General features: G+C 62.2%; 15 protein-coding genes. 5 read left to right on the forward strand and 10 right to left on the reverse strand.

The features are described 5' to 3' along the window. Positions 1-35 precede the first annotated feature (35 nt). The gene (locus DYI22_RS04805; RefSeq protein WP_213477291.1) at positions 36-2096 is read right to left on the reverse strand and encodes a TRAP transporter large permease subunit; all 2061 of its coding nucleotides are present in this window, start codon (positions 2094-2096) and stop codon (positions 36-38) included. Positions 2097-2122: 26 nt separating this feature from the next. Beyond that, entirely contained in the window at positions 2123-3187 is a 1065-nt protein-coding gene (locus DYI22_RS04810; RefSeq protein ID WP_228300822.1) for a hypothetical protein, read from the reverse strand. Between the two features lie 244 nt (positions 3188-3431). Here DYI22_RS04810 and DYI22_RS04815 point away from each other — a divergent pair, with 244 nt between their 5' ends. Then, positions 3432-3704 carry an HU family DNA-binding protein gene (locus DYI22_RS04815; RefSeq protein ID WP_213476912.1) on the forward strand — a complete coding sequence of 91 codons (273 nt, stop codon included), beginning with the start codon at positions 3432-3434 and terminating at the stop codon, positions 3702-3704. A gap of 56 nt (positions 3705-3760) precedes the next feature. On the opposite strand, the gene DYI22_RS04820 is transcribed toward DYI22_RS04815, so the two are convergent. The 8 genes from DYI22_RS04820 to gshB form a co-directional block, all read right to left on the reverse strand. Beyond that, positions 3761-4720, reverse strand: a complete 960-nt coding sequence (locus DYI22_RS04820) for a putative solute-binding protein (RefSeq protein ID WP_213477293.1) — start codon at positions 4718-4720, stop codon at positions 3761-3763. Positions 4721-4996: 276 nt separating this feature from the next. Beyond that, a complete protein-coding gene (locus DYI22_RS04825) occupies positions 4997-6304 on the reverse strand; it encodes a dihydroorotase (protein ID WP_213476913.1) in 1308 nt (435 codons plus the stop codon). Further along, on the reverse strand, positions 6301-7314 hold the full coding sequence (locus DYI22_RS04830) for an aspartate carbamoyltransferase catalytic subunit (RefSeq protein ID WP_213476914.1): 1014 nt from the start codon (positions 7312-7314) through the stop codon (positions 6301-6303). The genes DYI22_RS04825 and DYI22_RS04830 overlap by 4 nt, the downstream gene beginning before the upstream one ends. Before the next feature lie 24 nt (positions 7315-7338). Further along, complete coding sequence (gene pyrR, locus DYI22_RS04835; RefSeq protein ID WP_213476915.1) at positions 7339-7848, reverse strand: bifunctional pyr operon transcriptional regulator/uracil phosphoribosyltransferase PyrR; 510 nt, start codon at positions 7846-7848, stop codon at positions 7339-7341. Between the two features lie 8 nt (positions 7849-7856). Continuing rightward, the gene (ruvX, locus tag DYI22_RS04840) at positions 7857-8282 is read right to left on the reverse strand and encodes a Holliday junction resolvase RuvX (RefSeq protein ID WP_213476916.1); all 426 of its coding nucleotides are present in this window, start codon (positions 8280-8282) and stop codon (positions 7857-7859) included. Further along, positions 8275-8841, reverse strand: coding sequence for a YqgE/AlgH family protein (locus DYI22_RS04845; RefSeq protein WP_213476917.1), 567 nt, complete (start codon positions 8839-8841; stop codon positions 8275-8277). The genes ruvX and DYI22_RS04845 overlap by 8 nt, the downstream gene beginning before the upstream one ends. Next, on the reverse strand, positions 8838-9704 hold the full coding sequence (locus DYI22_RS04850) for an energy transducer TonB (protein WP_213476918.1): 867 nt from the start codon (positions 9702-9704) through the stop codon (positions 8838-8840). The genes DYI22_RS04845 and DYI22_RS04850 overlap by 4 nt, the downstream gene beginning before the upstream one ends. A 2-nt stretch (positions 9705-9706) precedes the next feature. Next, a complete protein-coding gene (gshB, locus tag DYI22_RS04855; protein ID WP_213476919.1) occupies positions 9707-10654 on the reverse strand; it encodes a glutathione synthase in 948 nt (315 codons plus the stop codon). A gap of 295 nt (positions 10655-10949) precedes the next feature. Here gshB and pilG point away from each other — a divergent pair, with 295 nt between their 5' ends. The 4 genes from pilG to DYI22_RS04875 all read left to right on the forward strand — a co-directional run bounded on the left by pilG (position 10950) and on the right by DYI22_RS04875 (position 14469). Then, on the forward strand, positions 10950-11342 hold the full coding sequence (gene pilG / locus DYI22_RS04860; protein WP_008175635.1) for a twitching motility response regulator PilG: 393 nt from the start codon (positions 10950-10952) through the stop codon (positions 11340-11342). A gap of 32 nt (positions 11343-11374) precedes the next feature. Next, positions 11375-11737 (forward strand): twitching motility response regulator PilH, encoded by a 363-nt coding sequence (pilH, locus tag DYI22_RS04865; RefSeq protein WP_213476920.1) that lies wholly within the window; start codon positions 11375-11377, stop codon positions 11735-11737. Positions 11738-11757: 20 nt separating this feature from the next. Next, positions 11758-12303, forward strand: a complete 546-nt coding sequence (locus DYI22_RS04870; RefSeq protein WP_213476921.1) for a chemotaxis protein CheW — start codon at positions 11758-11760, stop codon at positions 12301-12303. A 90-nt stretch (positions 12304-12393) separates the two neighbouring features. Beyond that, positions 12394-14469: a methyl-accepting chemotaxis protein gene (locus tag DYI22_RS04875; RefSeq protein WP_213476922.1), complete on the forward strand. Its 2076-nt coding sequence runs from the start codon at positions 12394-12396 to the stop codon at positions 14467-14469. Positions 14470-14495: the final 26 nt, after the last annotated feature.

Consider the following 14495-nt stretch of genomic DNA (forward strand, 5'->3'; position numbering starts at 1 on the left):
TCCGGAATACCCGCTAACCCACGCCTCACGATCAATCAGGCGTAGAACAGCAGCGGTACAAACGCCACCAGCACCAGCGAGATGCCCATGGCAATCAGCGGCATGATGATGCGCTCATGGCGCTGGTAGAAGGTGCCCTCTTCCTGCTGGGCCGCCAGCACTTCCGCTTCCCCCACTACCTGTCGGGTCAGCAGGTGGTTCAGTGCCACCGGTGGGCTCAGGTAGCCCAACTCGAAGGCAACCAGCGTGACCATCCAGAAGTGAACCGGGTGGATGCCGCTGCTGTAGGCGATGGTGGCCACGGTGGCGGTCACCAGGATGACTGCGCCGAAGGCGTCCATGATCATGCCCAGAATCACCAGGATGACCACCATCAGCAGCATCGCGGACCAGGCGCTGTCGAAGGCCTGGGGGAAGGATTCCATGATGTGGGAGCGTTCGATCACCCCGCCAATACTGACCGACAGGCCCAGCAACAGCAGCAGCGCGCCGATTTCCGCAGTGGTGTCGTTGGTGGCCGAGCGCATGCTGCGTTCCAGCCCCTGATGGTGGATCTCACCACGGGTACGGCCCTTGCGGCTCTTCAGGGTTACGTGTTCGTACACCAGCAGCGCCAGCATGATCACCGGCAACAGCCGCGGCGCGGAGAATTCGTCCATCTTCACGTCCAGCGCAAAGCGGTACAGCAGCACCACGCCAGCAATAACCAGGGCGTAGGGAACCAGCGGTCGCAGCGCCTGCATCATGGCCGGGAAGGCGTGGGACGATGGCGCCAGGTTGAACTCGCTCTGGCGGTTCACAGTCAGCGCCACGAAGGCAAACATGGTGGCGGTCAGGACAAACACCCAGATGCCCCAGCCGAACAGTTCGTCGGTGGTCACTTCGCGGTTGAGGTACGCGATCACGACCACCAGCAGGCAGGGCCGGAGCACCACGCCCAGGGAGCCGGACATGGCCGTGGCGGCCAATGCCAGATGGCGACGGGCACCGGCTGCGCGCAGTTCACTGTAAATCACCGCCCCGGCGGCAATGACGAAAATCCCCGAAGCGCCGGTGTAGGCGGTGGGTATGGCGGCGACGAGCACCGCCACCAGCGCGAGCATTTCCGGCGGCATTTTCCAGGGCCGGAACACATTGAACACCAGCGTGGCCAGGCGGGTCTGCTTCAGCATCATCCCTACCCACACATACAGCCCCACGTTGAGGAACATGTCGGACAGTTCCATCATCTTGCCCAGGTAGATACCAATGCCGGAGGCGTGGCCAATCAGCGCAAAATAGGTCCCGGAGATCAGGCACATCACGGTGTACAGGGGCACTGCCAGGAATGCCCGGTTCAGGCTGCCACCTTGCGGCAAATCCTCCGGCACCCGCATCAGGCGGTAGAGGCTGGCGAGGGTCAGGCAGGCAAAACCGGTGATCCACAGGTTGTGGAGCAGCATTTCCTCGGCGGACATCAGGGTGTCGCTGCCCATGCTCGATTGCCGGAAGATCACGCTGGAGCCCAGCAACATGGCATTGGCGATGGTCTGCAGGGTATGGGAGACGGTGTAATCCAGACGGGTCTCCATGGCGCGCATGGCGATGTGATGGCGGGTGAGCGTGGCGGTCACCGCGCACAGCATCACCAGGATCACCAGAATGAACCGCTGGGACTCCAGCCCGAACGCGATCAGGTCCGCCACGAACAGCTCCACCGCGCGGTAGGCTTTTACCCCCGGGGTGAGCTTGTCCTTGAGGATTTCGTAGCTGGCGTAACTGGCCTGGCAGTTGGCCACGGAGCGCTCGATGGCCAGGCGCACGTCCGCCGGGTCTTTCTCCACCGAGCCCAGCAGCGCAGCCATGGGGTCGTCGGAATTATCCTGCGCCAGCTCCTGCTGAACCGCGGCGTCGATGTCCCGGTTGGGATTACAGGTGGGCTGAACCGGGTCTACCCGTAGCTTGTAGTAGCCGCTCCACAGCTGTTCCCCACCCCGCAGCATCTGATTGTGGATGTCGCTGCTGGTGGAGAACAGCACCACCGACAACAACAGCAGACACGCGGGCAGAGAGGAAAACCACTCCAGCCCGCTGCGACGAAAACCGACCTGAGACACAACTGCGCGTTCTGATGACATAGTGGTTACAGCAAATCGTCCAGATCCATGGTTTCGACCGCGTCGGCCTTGTCATCCCAGAAGGTGCCCAGCTGGCCCATGGGGGTGCGGTAGCCGTTGTGCTCGACCCACAGCCGGTCGGAGATCGCCACGATCATCTGGGTGGCCATGGCATCCACAAAGCGCCAGTTGTCATTGGACGGCGTCTCGTCGAGGGATTCGGCATGGCTGCGGATGACCTCGCGCAGGCGCTCGTTGTCGCCCTTGTTCTGGGCGGCAATGGCGTGGAACACGTGGCTGATGCGTACGCCGGCCTCTTCGCCCTGCTCATCGGCAATCTCGAGACGCTGGAAGGGGTCCTCACCCTCCGGGGTGGCGCCGGGAATCATCGCCCAGACCGTGGCCCGCAGGGCCATGGGAGCGCCCCACCACTTTTCGTTGTCGAGGCAGCTGGTGGCACGGGCCACCACGGAACCGACGTTCTTGGGCACGCCGATGGACGAGGTGGACTGGATCTCGGCATTCAGCGCCTGCAGGCCGGACAGCAGACCCGCCAGGTAAATGAATTCATCCAGGTCGTCGTCGAAATCCGGGCACTCGCCGTTGCCAGGTTCGCCGTAGAAGGTGTTGTGGTGCTGCCAGCCACGGAAGTAGCGCTTGGCGGCGGTGGCGTGGGCGCGTTTCTGGCGGATCATGGCGTCTTCGGCGGTGTCTGCGTTCATCGCGCGCAGCGCCGCCAGCCCCTGCAGCTCGTATTCCCGCGCCTGCTCTTCGGCACAGCCGCCGGCGGACAGGTACAGCATGACGGCGAGCTGGTCCGGCTCGCTGGTCACCCGGCCGAAAGACATCAGCAGCGGGGCGGTGGCTTCGCTCATGGCACAGCCCATGGCCAGGTCACTGCTTTCCAGCAGATAAGGCACGGTGTGGTTTTTCGAGAACCCCTGCATGACGTCGCCGGTGGTCTTGTACATCACGTGATTCACCGCGCTGCACCCGCTCAGCGCCACGCTGGCCACCACGGCTGCAGTCAGGCCCCGCAACTTGGCCATTCCGGTCAACCGCTGACCGGCTGCGTTCTGGAGTTCTGTCATAACGTCTGTACCTCGTATTCTTGTTGTTCGGGTGCCGCCCGCCCCCTGTTACATTCTGTAACCTGAAGCGCATTATGGCGGACAACCCCGTGTTTTTATGCGAACCGCACCGCAATTGCCGGTGAAGACCGGCCCCACCGGTGCCTTGGGGGTTTGCACAATTGTGCAGGAACCACTATAGATGGATTCAGCCAGCGGCCCGCGCCGCCGGTGCACGACCAAAAACGACAATAAGGAGTACCCGATGCGCAAACCTGAACTGGCAGCCGCCGTTGCCGACAAGACCGGACTGACCCGGGAGAAGGCCAGCGAAGTGATCACCGCCTTCACCGATCAGATTTCCGCCGCCGCCTCCCGTGGTGAAGACACCACCCTGATCGGCTTCGGCACGTTCAGTATCCGCACCCGCGATGCCCGGGACGGTCGCAACCCCCAGACCGGCGCCACGATCCGCATTCCCGCCAGCAAGACGGTCGGCTTCAAAGCCGGCAAAGGTCTGAAAGACGCGGTCAGCTGATCGAATCGGGCCCGCGACCGCGGGCCCTGTTTACCGTTCTGGCCGCTCGCGACGGGTCAGGACGCGCATTCCGACCGGGCACCGTCCACCCGACACCGAATAGCCTTCATCAGTTTGATGGCGCGCTCGTCGTAAACCCCATCCTCAAGCAACGACAGGCGCACCTTGCGCAACATCTTGTCGTACTCCGCCATGTCTTCCTGGGGCAAGTGCATCCACACATCTTCGGGAATCTCGGCTTCCGCCTGGGCAATGATTTCGTAGGCCTCGTCGATGCGCTTGATGGACTGGTCGCGCACCATCTGGCCAGCCGCGTCCGGGAAGCGATCGCGGTGGATGATGACCTGGAAGTTCATGTAGGCCAGCGCGTACTTGAAAACGCCACCGTTGGGCGTCACACCCTTGTAGAGTTCCAGCGGGGTATAGGCCACCGCCGGCGCATAGGCCAGATCCACGCTGCCGTTGTTGAACTTGCCGGCAAAGTTGGCGGAGTTGGAGCCCACCACCGAGGCACCCACGTGGCGCACCATGCGCACCGAGGCGCTGTCGAAATCCAGGGTGGCAATGCGCTTGCCCTGCAGCTTTTCCACTGAGTCGATGGCGCGATCGCGGGTGTGCAGGTAGACCGCACCGCCCGGGAACACGCCCGCCACTTCGTAGGGGCCATCAATCAGGAACGGACGGGCCTTGGGCTGGCTGAGGGTGTTGTACAGCAGGCGCATTTCCTCTTCGCCGGGCACGGCGCCCATGGCCTCGAGGGTGCCGGTGAACTTGTTGAACTCGCGGGCACGGGTGCCGGTGAGCAGCACGGCGTCGCACTGGCCGGCCTTGAAGTCTTCGGCGGCCACTTTTTCATCCGTGTAGGCGCGCAGATCCAGCTTGATGCCTTCCTTCAGGGCCACCGGCTGGAAGGTTTTGGTGATGGCAAACAGCGGGCCGTTGGCGCCCACGGGATCAAACACACAGAAGCTGCGTTCGAGCGGTGCTTCCTGGGCCTGGCTGGCCGGCGCAAACATGAGGCTGGCGCACAGCGCGGCGGCCGCGGCCACCCTGTGCGGGAGGTTAGCTGATTTCACGGGGATGACTCCTGAATTATTATTGTCAGACGCCGGTCACTTCCGGGTGCACCTGTCACGTCATGAGGTCCTTGGCCGAGGTTAGGTCGGTCCCCACAAGAATACGTTGGCACAGGTGCCTGCCTTCAAGGGCTTTTCAGCAAAAAGGTGAGAATCTGTGATGGGTTCGACAGAGGCGGGGCAACCTCTGCCGCATTTCCGGGCGCAGCGGCTGGCTCAGCGGGATTCCGCGCCCCAGGCCACCTTGCCGTTACACAAGGTCAGCCTGACCACACCCGGCAGCGCCTGCCCCGCCGAGGGCGCATGGCGACCGGCCGAGATCAGCGAGTGCTGATCCGGCGTCCAGGTGGCTTGCGGATCAAACACGCACAGGTCTGCAGCGGCACCTTCACTGAGGGTGGCGGTTTCGCCCAGGATGGCCGCCGGGCCGCTGGTCAGGGCCGCCAGCAAGGTGGTCAGCGTCAGTTCACCACGGTCTACCAGCAACAGCCCCATCGACAGCGTGCTCTCGATGGTGGACAGGCCCGGCTCGGTGGCCCCCAGGGGTGCCTGTTTCGCGGCGGAGTCATGGGGCTGGTGCTGGCTGACGATAGCGTCGATCACCCCGTCACGGACGGCAGCGACCAGCGCCTGCCGATCGGACTCGGACCGCAGTGGCGGACGTACGTGGAAACGGCTGTCGAAACCCGCCAGCGCATCCTCGGTGAACAGCAACTGGTGCATGGCGACGTCGGCGGTCACGGTAATCCCGCGCGCACGGGCAGCCGCCACCATCTCCACGCTACGGGCACAGGAGAGCTGGCTCAGGTGCAGGCGCACGCCGGTTTCCTCCGCCAGCAACAGCATTTCCATGACGGCCGCGGTTTCCGCGACTTCCGGGATGCCCAACAGGCCAAGGCGCGAGGCCACCAGGCCATCGTGGGCGTAACCGTCGGCCGCCAGCGCCTGATTCTCCGGGCTGAACATCACCGTCAGCCCGAACGTCTGGGCGTAGGCCATGCAGCGACGCAGGATGCGGGCGTTGCGAACTCCGCGGCTGCCGTTACCAAACGCGACACAGCCGGCGGCGGCCAGCCCGGCCATATCACTGAGCAACTCCCCTTCCAGCCCCCGGGTGATTGCGCCCACCGGCAGCACGCGGATGGGTGAACGGGCCTGGGCGACGTCGCGGATCAGATGGGTGACGGCGCCGGAGTCGTTGACCGGCGAGGTCTGCGGCGAGGCGCACACGGTGGTAAATCCACCGCGCGCCGCCGCCCGGGTTTCCGAGGCAATATTGCCTTTTTGGCCGTTGCCGGGCTCCCGCAGGTTGCAGCACAGATCCACCAGCCCCGGCGCCACCACGGCACCGGCGGCGTCAAAGGTGGTTGCGGCGTTGGCGTGTTCAGCGGCCTTGCCGATGGCGGTGATGACGCCATCGGCGACCACCAGCGAGGCGTCGGTCAGCCCGTCGCTGCCCGGCAGCACCAGCCGGCCGTTGATGATTTTCAGGGATTGCCCGGGGGTGTTGTTGAACTCTGTCACGCCTGCTTACTCCCGGCCTGTTGCTGATTACGTTCCGATACCTGCCCGCCCATGGCCATCGACATCACCGCCATGCGGATGGCGATGCCATTGGTGACCTGGTCCAGAATCACCGACTGGGGGCCGTCGGCCACCGCGGATTCGATCTCCACCCCACGATTGATCGGCCCCGGATGCATCACGATGCACTCCGGATGCGCCAACGCCAGCTTGTCCTGATTGAGTCCGTAGAGGCGATAGAATTCCCGCTCGCTCGGCAGCAGCGCACCTTCCATCCGTTCTTTCTGCAGCCGCAGCATGATCACCACGTCGAGGTCTTTCATGCCCTTGTGCATGTCGTATTCCACCGTGCAGCCCAGGCTTTCCACGTCCCGGGGCAGCAAGGTGCCGGGGGCAATCACCCGCACTTCCGCCGCACCCAGTTCGTTGAGGGCGCGGATCTGGGAGCGGGCCACGCGGGAGTGCAGTACATCGCCCACAATGGCCACTTTCAGACCTTCGAAGCCGCCCTTGTGCTGGCGGATGGTGAGCATGTCGAGCATCGCCTGGGTGGGGTGGGCGTGGCGACCGTCGCCGGCGTTGATGATGGCCACCCCCGGGGTCACGCTCTCGGCAATGAAGTGCGGCGCACCGCTCTGGGAATGGCGCACCACGAACATGTCGCTGGCCATGGCTTCGAGATTGAGCAGGGTGTCGGACAGGGATTCGCCCTTGGAGGTGGCGGAGGTATTGATGTCCAGATTCAGCACATCCGCCGACAACCGCTTGGCCGCCAACTCGAACGTGCTGCGGGTGCGGGTGCTGGATTCGAAAAACAGGTTCACCACCGTGCGCCCCCGCAACAGTGGCACTTTCTTGATGCTGCGCTCACCCACTTCGATGAACGAATCGGCGGTGTCGAGAATGTCCGTCAGCAGGGCGCGGTCGAGGCCATCGAGGGTGAGAAAGTGACGCAGCTGACCATCCGCGGTCAGCTGCAGGGATCGGTTGGATGCTTGGTTTACAGTCATGGGTCGCCTGTTTGCCTGATGGTGTTACTGCCCGGTTTCCTGCAGCTCGATGTGGAGCGGATCGGGACCACGGAGCTTCACCCGCTGATGACTTTCCAGCGTGAGCACCTTGCCCACCACATCCGGCTGGATCGGCAACTCCCGTGCGCCAAGGTCAACCAGGGTGGCGAGAATGATACTGGCCGGGCGACCGTAATCGAAGATCTCGTTCATCGCAGCGCGAATGGTGCGCCCGCTCATGATCACGTCGTCGATCAGGATGATGTCGCGATCCTCGGTGCTGAACGGCAGGCTGGACGGCTTCACTTTCGGGTTCAGGCCAATGCGGCTGAAGTCGTCCCGATAGAACGAGATGTCCAGCTCGCCGAACGGCTCCTCCAGCCCCAGACGCTTGCGCATCACGTCTGCCAGCCACACCCCGCCGGTGCGGATACCAATCAGCGCCGGCGACGTCACGCCGCGGTCGGCAAGAATCTCACGCAGACCGGCTTCAAGCTCGTCCAACAGCCGGTTCATATCAAGCAATGCGGTCATTTATTTCCTCACTGTTGGCGAAACCAGGTTTCCAGAATCAGAACGGCGGCGCGGTCGTCTACGCCATGGCGGCCGAAGTCACGGCTGCCGCCGCTGGCCATTACCTCACCCTTGGCTTCGAAGCTGGTCAGCCGTTCATCCACCATCTCTACCGGCACGTGGAAGCGGCCGTGCAGCCGCTTGCCGAATTTGCGGGCGCGGGCGCACATGTCGTTCTCGCTGTCGTCCATATTCAGCGGCAGTCCGACCACCACCAGATCGGGCTGCCATTCCGCCAGCAACTGGCCGATCACCTCCCAGTCGGGGATACCATCACGGGCAGGTATCATGGCCTGGGGCTGGCCGGTGCCGAGCATCTGCTGGCCGGTGGCCACGCCGATGCGGCGGGTGCCGAAATCGAACGCCATCACCCGCTGGTTCGCCGCCTCAGGCATGGCCGATGGACTCGCTCAGCTGGTTCAGATCGATACCGATCAAGGTCAGTACCGCCTTGTAGCGGTCCTCCCAGGGGGTGCGGAACAGGATGTCGGTGGTGGCCGGACAGGTGAGCCAGGAGTTACTGCCCAGCTCGTCTTCCAGTTGCCCCTCGCCCCAGCCGGAATAGCCGAGGGCGACCAGAAATTCCTGCGGGCCCTCACCGCCGCCAATGCCTTCGAGAATATCCCGCGAGGTGGTTAGCATGACATCGTCGTTCACCTGCGCGGTGTTGTGCCAGCTGGTGCCGGGGTTGTGCAACACGAAGCCGCGCTCGGGCTGCACCGGGCCGCCGCTGAACACCGGCAGGTCAAGTTCGCCACCGTCCATATCCAGCTGTTCCAGGATTTCGCCCAGGTGAATGTCCAGCGGCTGGTTGATCATCAACCCCAGCGCGCCGTCGTCGGAATGCTCGCACAGGTAGATCACCGCGCCGTGGAAGCGCGGGTCCTCAAGATAGGGCGACGCCACCAGAAAGTGGTGTCGCAAGCTGTGGGGAGAGTGTTTCGATGCCGTCATCCTGATGTCAGCCCCCGCCGCTGGAAAGACCAGGTTCGAATGATTTCCAGTTCATCCACGTCATCCCGCATGTCGTCCGGGAAGGGCGCAAACGGCGATGCCATGCGAACGATGCGGATGGCCGCATCGTCCAGCACGGTGCTTCCGGACGACTGCAGGATGGCCACTTCCTTGATTGTGCCATCCTTCTTCAGGGAAACCAGCATTCTGAGCGTGCCGTAAATGCCGGCCCGCCGGGCTTCCGTGGGGTAATTGATGTTACCCACCCGGGTCACCTTGCTGATCCAGTTCTGCACGTACCAGGCGTTGCTTGACGCCAGGGTGGAGGCGGCGGTTACCCGCATCACCCGCGGTTTCTTGGCGTAGGCCCGGCGCTGGGCATCAAACCGCGCCTCCAGACTGGCAATCTCCAGGCTACGCTCCATCAGACTCTTTTTCTCACGCACCGGCAAGGGTTCTTCGGTGGTTTCCTCGGCGCTTTCCGGCTGACGCACCTGCCGGCGGCTGTCGCTCTCGGTCTGTACCACCACCTGCTCCTGGCGGGTGACCGGTTCGGTACGGGACGGCGTCTCCGGCTGCACCTCGGCGATCTCCGGCTGGCTGACGTCGGTGGGCTGGGGCGAGGTCATTTCCTGCGCCTCTTCCAGCGTCCCGCTGCCCTGCTGGCTGGTCTGGGCGAGAAAATCCGCCTCTTCCGGATCGGTCTCGTCGTCAAACTGGGACAGGGTGATTTCCATGGTCTGCGCCGACGACTGCGGGGATTCCGGCGCAAAAGTAATACCCAGCACCACCACCGCGTGCACCGCCAACGCCATGAACAGCGTGAAGGAGAACCGATCGAAATCGCTGACCTGACCTGCCATGGTTACTTCAACCGCTTCTCGATGGCGTCCATCAGCTGACCGGCAATGTCGATGCCGAACGCCGAATCCAGTTCACGAATGCAGGTGGGGCTGGTGACGTTGATTTCGGTCAGATAATCGCCAATGACATCCAGCCCGACAAAGATCAGGCCCTTTTCCCGGATGACCGGTGCCACGCGCTCGCAGATTTCGCGGTCCCGGGCGGTCAGTTCGCGACCTTCACCGCGACCGCCGGCCGCCAGGTTGCCGCGGTTCTCACCGTGGGAGGGAATTCGGGCCAGCGCGTAAGGCACCGGTTCGCCGTCGATCAGCAGGATGCGTTTGTCGCCGTCGCTGATTTCCGGGATGAACTTCTGCGCCATCGCCTGGTGGGCGCCGTGCTGGGTCAGGGTTTCGATGATCACTCCCAGGTTGGCGTCGTTTTCCTTGATACGGAAAATCGAGCGGCCGCCCATACCGTCCACCGGTTTCATGATGACGTCGCCGTGCTCGGCGTAGAACTCGCGGAAACGGGCGGAGGAGCGAGTGACAATCAGCGGCGGCGTGAGATCCTCGAACTGGGTGGCAAACAGCTTCTCGTTGCAGTCCCGCAGGGTGGCGGCCGGGTTCACCACCAGCGCGCCCTGTTGCTCCGCCGCCTCCAGAATGAAGGTGGCCATCAGGAATTCACGGTCCACCGGCGGGTCCTGGCGCATCAGGATGACGTCGAGATCTCCCAACGCCCGATCCTGGGAAGCGCCGAAGGCGTACCAGTTTTCCGGATCCAGGTGCACCGTCAGGTCGCGGGTGTGGGCGCGCGCCTGACCGCCCTTCAGGTACATGTCCGGCAGCTCCATGTATTCAATTTCCCAGCCGCGCTGTTGCGCCGCCAGCAACATCGCCAGCGAGCTGTCTTTCTTGAAGTGGATCTTCTCGATGGGGTCCATCACGATCCCGAGTCGGACTGTCATAAGGCGTCTTGTGCTCCAGGGTTGAAAAACACGAACCGGTCAGCAGAGTGCAGGACATAGAAAGTGCTATGCTGTGACCACAGATGGTATTGTACCCGAGCTTTGAATGCATCCGGAGAAATCCACTGTGTGTAACGTGATTTTGCGGGCAGAAGTACATTTGGTCACAAAGTAGTACTTTTTATCCGGCGATCGATCCTCTATAAATGAGCGGGTTTTATAGAACAACCTTGGGGTTTGTGTTAAAACCCCGGTTTAAAATAATGACAGTCGCAGAGCGCAAGGCAGTTGGACAATGGATGACAACTTCGAGAATCTGAAGATTATGGTGATCGACGACAGCAAGACCATTCGTCGCACCGCTGAAACCCTTCTGAAAAAGGTCGGCTGTGAGGTCATCACCGCAACTGACGGCTTTGACGCTCTGGCGAAAATCGCCGATTCCCAGCCGGACATCATTTTTGTCGATATCATGATGCCACGCCTGGACGGCTATCAGACCTGCGCACTGATCAAGAACAATTCCTCTTTCAAAAAGACGCCGGTTATTATGCTCTCCAGCAAAGACGGTCTGTTCGATAAAGCCAAGGGCCGTATCGTCGGTTCCGACCAGTACCTGACCAAACCGTTCAGCAAGGACGAGCTACTCAACACCATCCGCCAGTACGTTCCCCAAGCGGAACAGTAAATCTGCCGAAGTAAAGAAACATTGAGGAAATCATGGCCCGCATTCTGATTGTTGATGACTCCCCCACCGAGGTTAAGAAAATCTCCACCATTCTGGAAAAGCACCAGCACGAAATTCTGACTGCTGATAACGGTGCTGACGGTGTCGCCAAAGCCCGCGCCGAAACTCCGGACCTGGTGCTGATGGACGTAGTCATGCCCGGCCTGAACGGCTTTCAGGCCACCCGGCAGCTCACCCGCGCGCCGGAAACCGCCTCTATCCCCGTGGTTATCGTGACCACCAAGGATCAGGAAACTGACCGTGTCTGGGGTACCCGTCAGGGCGCCAAAGGCTATCTGGTCAAGCCCGTCAACGAAGATGATCTGATCAAGACCATTAACAGTCTGATTGCCTGATCCCCAACCGTGGAGTAAGCATGTCCGCCCAGGCCGCCCCTTTTGCCGTTCTGACGGATATCGCCCAGCGCAGCCGGTCCATGGCGGCCGGTCTGCCGGAGCAACAGGAAGCCGTTGAGCTTTGGAACGGCATCGGTTTCGTTCTGGCGGGCGAGCGCTACGTGGCGCCCATGGGTGAAGTCACTGAAATTCTCCATGTTCCCCGGTTTACCCATATTCCGGGGGTTCAGCCGTTCATGATGGGCGCCGCCAACGTGCGTGGCCGCCTCCTCCCCCTCGTTGACCTCGCCGCTTTTTTCGACATTCCCCGCTCTTCACGCAGCCTGCGTGAGCGCCGGGTACTGGTGGTGGAACAGGGTGACGTATTCAGCGGACTGGTCGTCGACAGCGTGTCCGGTATGCAGTATTTCGCCAGGGACACCTTCGTGGCGTCGCCCGAAGGTGTCCCTGGCAGCGTTCAACCGTTCGTGAATGGCGGTTATGAACGGAACGAAGAAGTCTGGAAAGTGTTCTCCGCCGCCGATCTGGTGGACGACGAGCGGTTTCTGGATGTCGCGCAGTGGTAAGGATGATGACAATGGCAGGAGCATCATCCCTGCTGCCAAAGCCCGCAGAAGCAAACTTGCCAATATAATGAAAAGGCCGGGAGCCAGAAAATGAAAAACACAGCCGGAAGATTCAGTATGGGACAGGGAGGCAACAAGCTTGTTGCCGGCCTGATTGCCGCACTGATTGCACTCACCGTCCTGCTTGTTGTGGTTCTGTTCATAATCAACAAGGACAGCCAGAACGACCAGGAATACATCGCCCACGCCTCCGAGCTGAGGGTGCTGTCACAGGAAATCGCCAAGAACGCGACCGAAGCCGCCGGTGGTACCGCCGAGGCCTTCGACCAGTTGCGTCGTTCCCGTGACGAGTTCCAGCAGCTGTGGTCGTACGTGGTGGACGGTAACCCGGAAACCGGCCTGCCTCCCAGCGAGATTGCCCAGGAAAGCAGTGTTCAGGCGAACTGGAACGCGGTTCGTGACAACGCCGACAGCATCCTGTCCACCCGCGACGCGGTGCTTGGCCTGCACGAAGTGGCGCGCACCCTGAACGAAACCATCCCGCAGCTGCAGGTCGAGTACGACGATATCGTACAGATCCTGCTGGACAACGGCGCGCCGGCGGAACAGGTGGCACTGGCCCAGCGTCAGTCACTGCTGGCCGAGCGTATCGTGCGTTCCGTCAACAACGTACTGTCCGGTGACGAAGATGCGGTTATCGCGGCTGACCGCTTCGGCCGCGACGCCAGCCTGTTTGGTCGCGTTCTGCAGGGCCAGATGGAAGGCAACCCGGCCATGGGCATCTCCCGCGTGGATGACGAAGACGCCATCTACGGCCTGGAAGCGGTTGGCGAACTGTTCGAATTCGTTTCCCAGAACGTCGATGCCATCCTTGAAGCTTCTCCCGACCTCTTCAAGGTACGTACCGCCGCTTCTGACATTTTCCAGAACTCCCAGATCCTGCTGGACGACCTCTCGGTCCTGGCCAATCAGTTTACCGGGCAGGCCGGCTCCCGCCTGATCGGCCCGACCCTGGCCTTCATCATCCTCGCCGGCATGGTGGGTATTGTTGTCCTGATCGGTGTGGTGCTGTACCGCGAAGCCCAGGAGCGACTGGCAACCACGCAGGAACAGAACGAGCAGAACCAGAACGCGATCCTGCGACTGCTGGACGAACTGGCCGACCTGGCGGATGGTGACCTGACCACCGAGGCCACGGTTACCGAGGACTTCACCGGTGCCATCGCCGACTCCATCAACTACGCGATCGACCAGATGCGCGGACTGGTACAGGCGATTCGTGGTACGGCGGTACGGGTAGCATCGGCGGCCCAAGAAACCCAGGCCACGGCCATGCACCTGGCGGACGCTTCCGAGCACCAGGCCCAGGAAATCGCCGGCGCCTCTGCCGCGGTGAACGAGATGGCGGTGTCCATCGACCAGGTATCCTCCAACGCCGCCGAATCCTCCGCGGTTGCCGAGCGGTCGGTTGCGATCGCCAAGAAAGGCGCGGAAGTGGTACAGAACACCATCCGCGGCATGGACAACATCCGTGAGCAGATCCAGGAAACTTCCAAGCGGATCAAGCGTCTGGGTGAGTCTTCCCAGGAAATCGGTGACATCGTATCGCTGATCAACGACATCGCCGACCAGACCAACATCCTGTCCCTGAACGCCGCGATCCAGGCCTCCATGGCCGGTGACGCGGGCCGGGGCTTCGCGGTGGTTGCCGACGAAGTTCAGCGCCTTGCGGAACGTTCTTCTGCAGCAACCAAGCAGATTGAAGCGCTGGTTAAGACGATCCAGTCGGACACCAACGAAGCGGTTATCTCCATGGAACACACCACCGCCGAGGTGGTCCGTGGTGCTCGCTTGGCACAGGACGCGGGTATCGCGCTCGAGGAAATCGAGAACGTATCCATGTCTCTGGCGGAACTGATCCAGAACATCTCCAACGCCGCGCGTCAGCAGTCGTCGTCTGCGGCGCACATCTCCAACACGATGAACGTTATCCAGGAAATCACCTCCCAGACGTCGTCCGGTACCAACGCGACCGCGAAGTCGATCGGGAACCTGGCAGAAATGGCGTCCGAGCTGCGGTCTTCCGTTGCCGGCTTCACCCTGGCGGAAGAAGACGGTGCCGAACAGCACGAAGAGGAAGACAGCGACGTCCCGGTGGTGGGCTGATCGAACTTCCAAGGCGACTGACGGTT

It is taken from the genome of Marinobacter lipolyticus, assembly GCF_018424605.1.
GTDB lineage: Bacteria > Pseudomonadota > Gammaproteobacteria > Pseudomonadales > Oleiphilaceae > Marinobacter > Marinobacter lipolyticus_B.

Coding starts and splice junctions, on each gene's coding strand:
- pilG (WP_008175635.1), top strand. CDS start 10,950: ATGGATGACAACTTCGAGAATCTGAAGATTATGGTGATCGACGACAGC.
- DYI22_RS04875 (WP_213476922.1), top strand. CDS start 12,394: ATGAAAAACACAGCCGGAAGATTCAGTATGGGACAGGGAGGCAACAAG.
- DYI22_RS04830 (WP_213476914.1), bottom strand. CDS start 7,314: ATGACTGTAAACCAAGCATCCAACCGATCCCTGCAGCTGACCGCGGAT.
- pilH (WP_213476920.1), top strand. CDS start 11,375: ATGGCCCGCATTCTGATTGTTGATGACTCCCCCACCGAGGTTAAGAAA.
- DYI22_RS04850 (WP_213476918.1), bottom strand. CDS start 9,704: ATGGCAGGTCAGGTCAGCGATTTCGATCGGTTCTCCTTCACGCTGTTC.
- ruvX (WP_213476916.1), bottom strand. CDS start 8,282: ATGCCTGAGGCGGCGAACCAGCGGGTGATGGCGTTCGATTTCGGCACC.
- DYI22_RS04870 (WP_213476921.1), top strand. CDS start 11,758: ATGTCCGCCCAGGCCGCCCCTTTTGCCGTTCTGACGGATATCGCCCAG.
- DYI22_RS04810 (WP_228300822.1), bottom strand. CDS start 3,187: ATGACAGAACTCCAGAACGCAGCCGGTCAGCGGTTGACCGGAATGGCC.
- pyrR (WP_213476915.1), bottom strand. CDS start 7,848: ATGACCGCATTGCTTGATATGAACCGGCTGTTGGACGAGCTTGAAGCC.
- gshB (WP_213476919.1), bottom strand. CDS start 10,654: ATGACAGTCCGACTCGGGATCGTGATGGACCCCATCGAGAAGATCCAC.
- DYI22_RS04845 (WP_213476917.1), bottom strand. CDS start 8,841: ATGACGGCATCGAAACACTCTCCCCACAGCTTGCGACACCACTTTCTG.
- DYI22_RS04815 (WP_213476912.1), top strand. CDS start 3,432: ATGCGCAAACCTGAACTGGCAGCCGCCGTTGCCGACAAGACCGGACTG.
- DYI22_RS04820 (WP_213477293.1), bottom strand. CDS start 4,720: ATGTTTGCGCCGGCCAGCCAGGCCCAGGAAGCACCGCTCGAACGCAGC.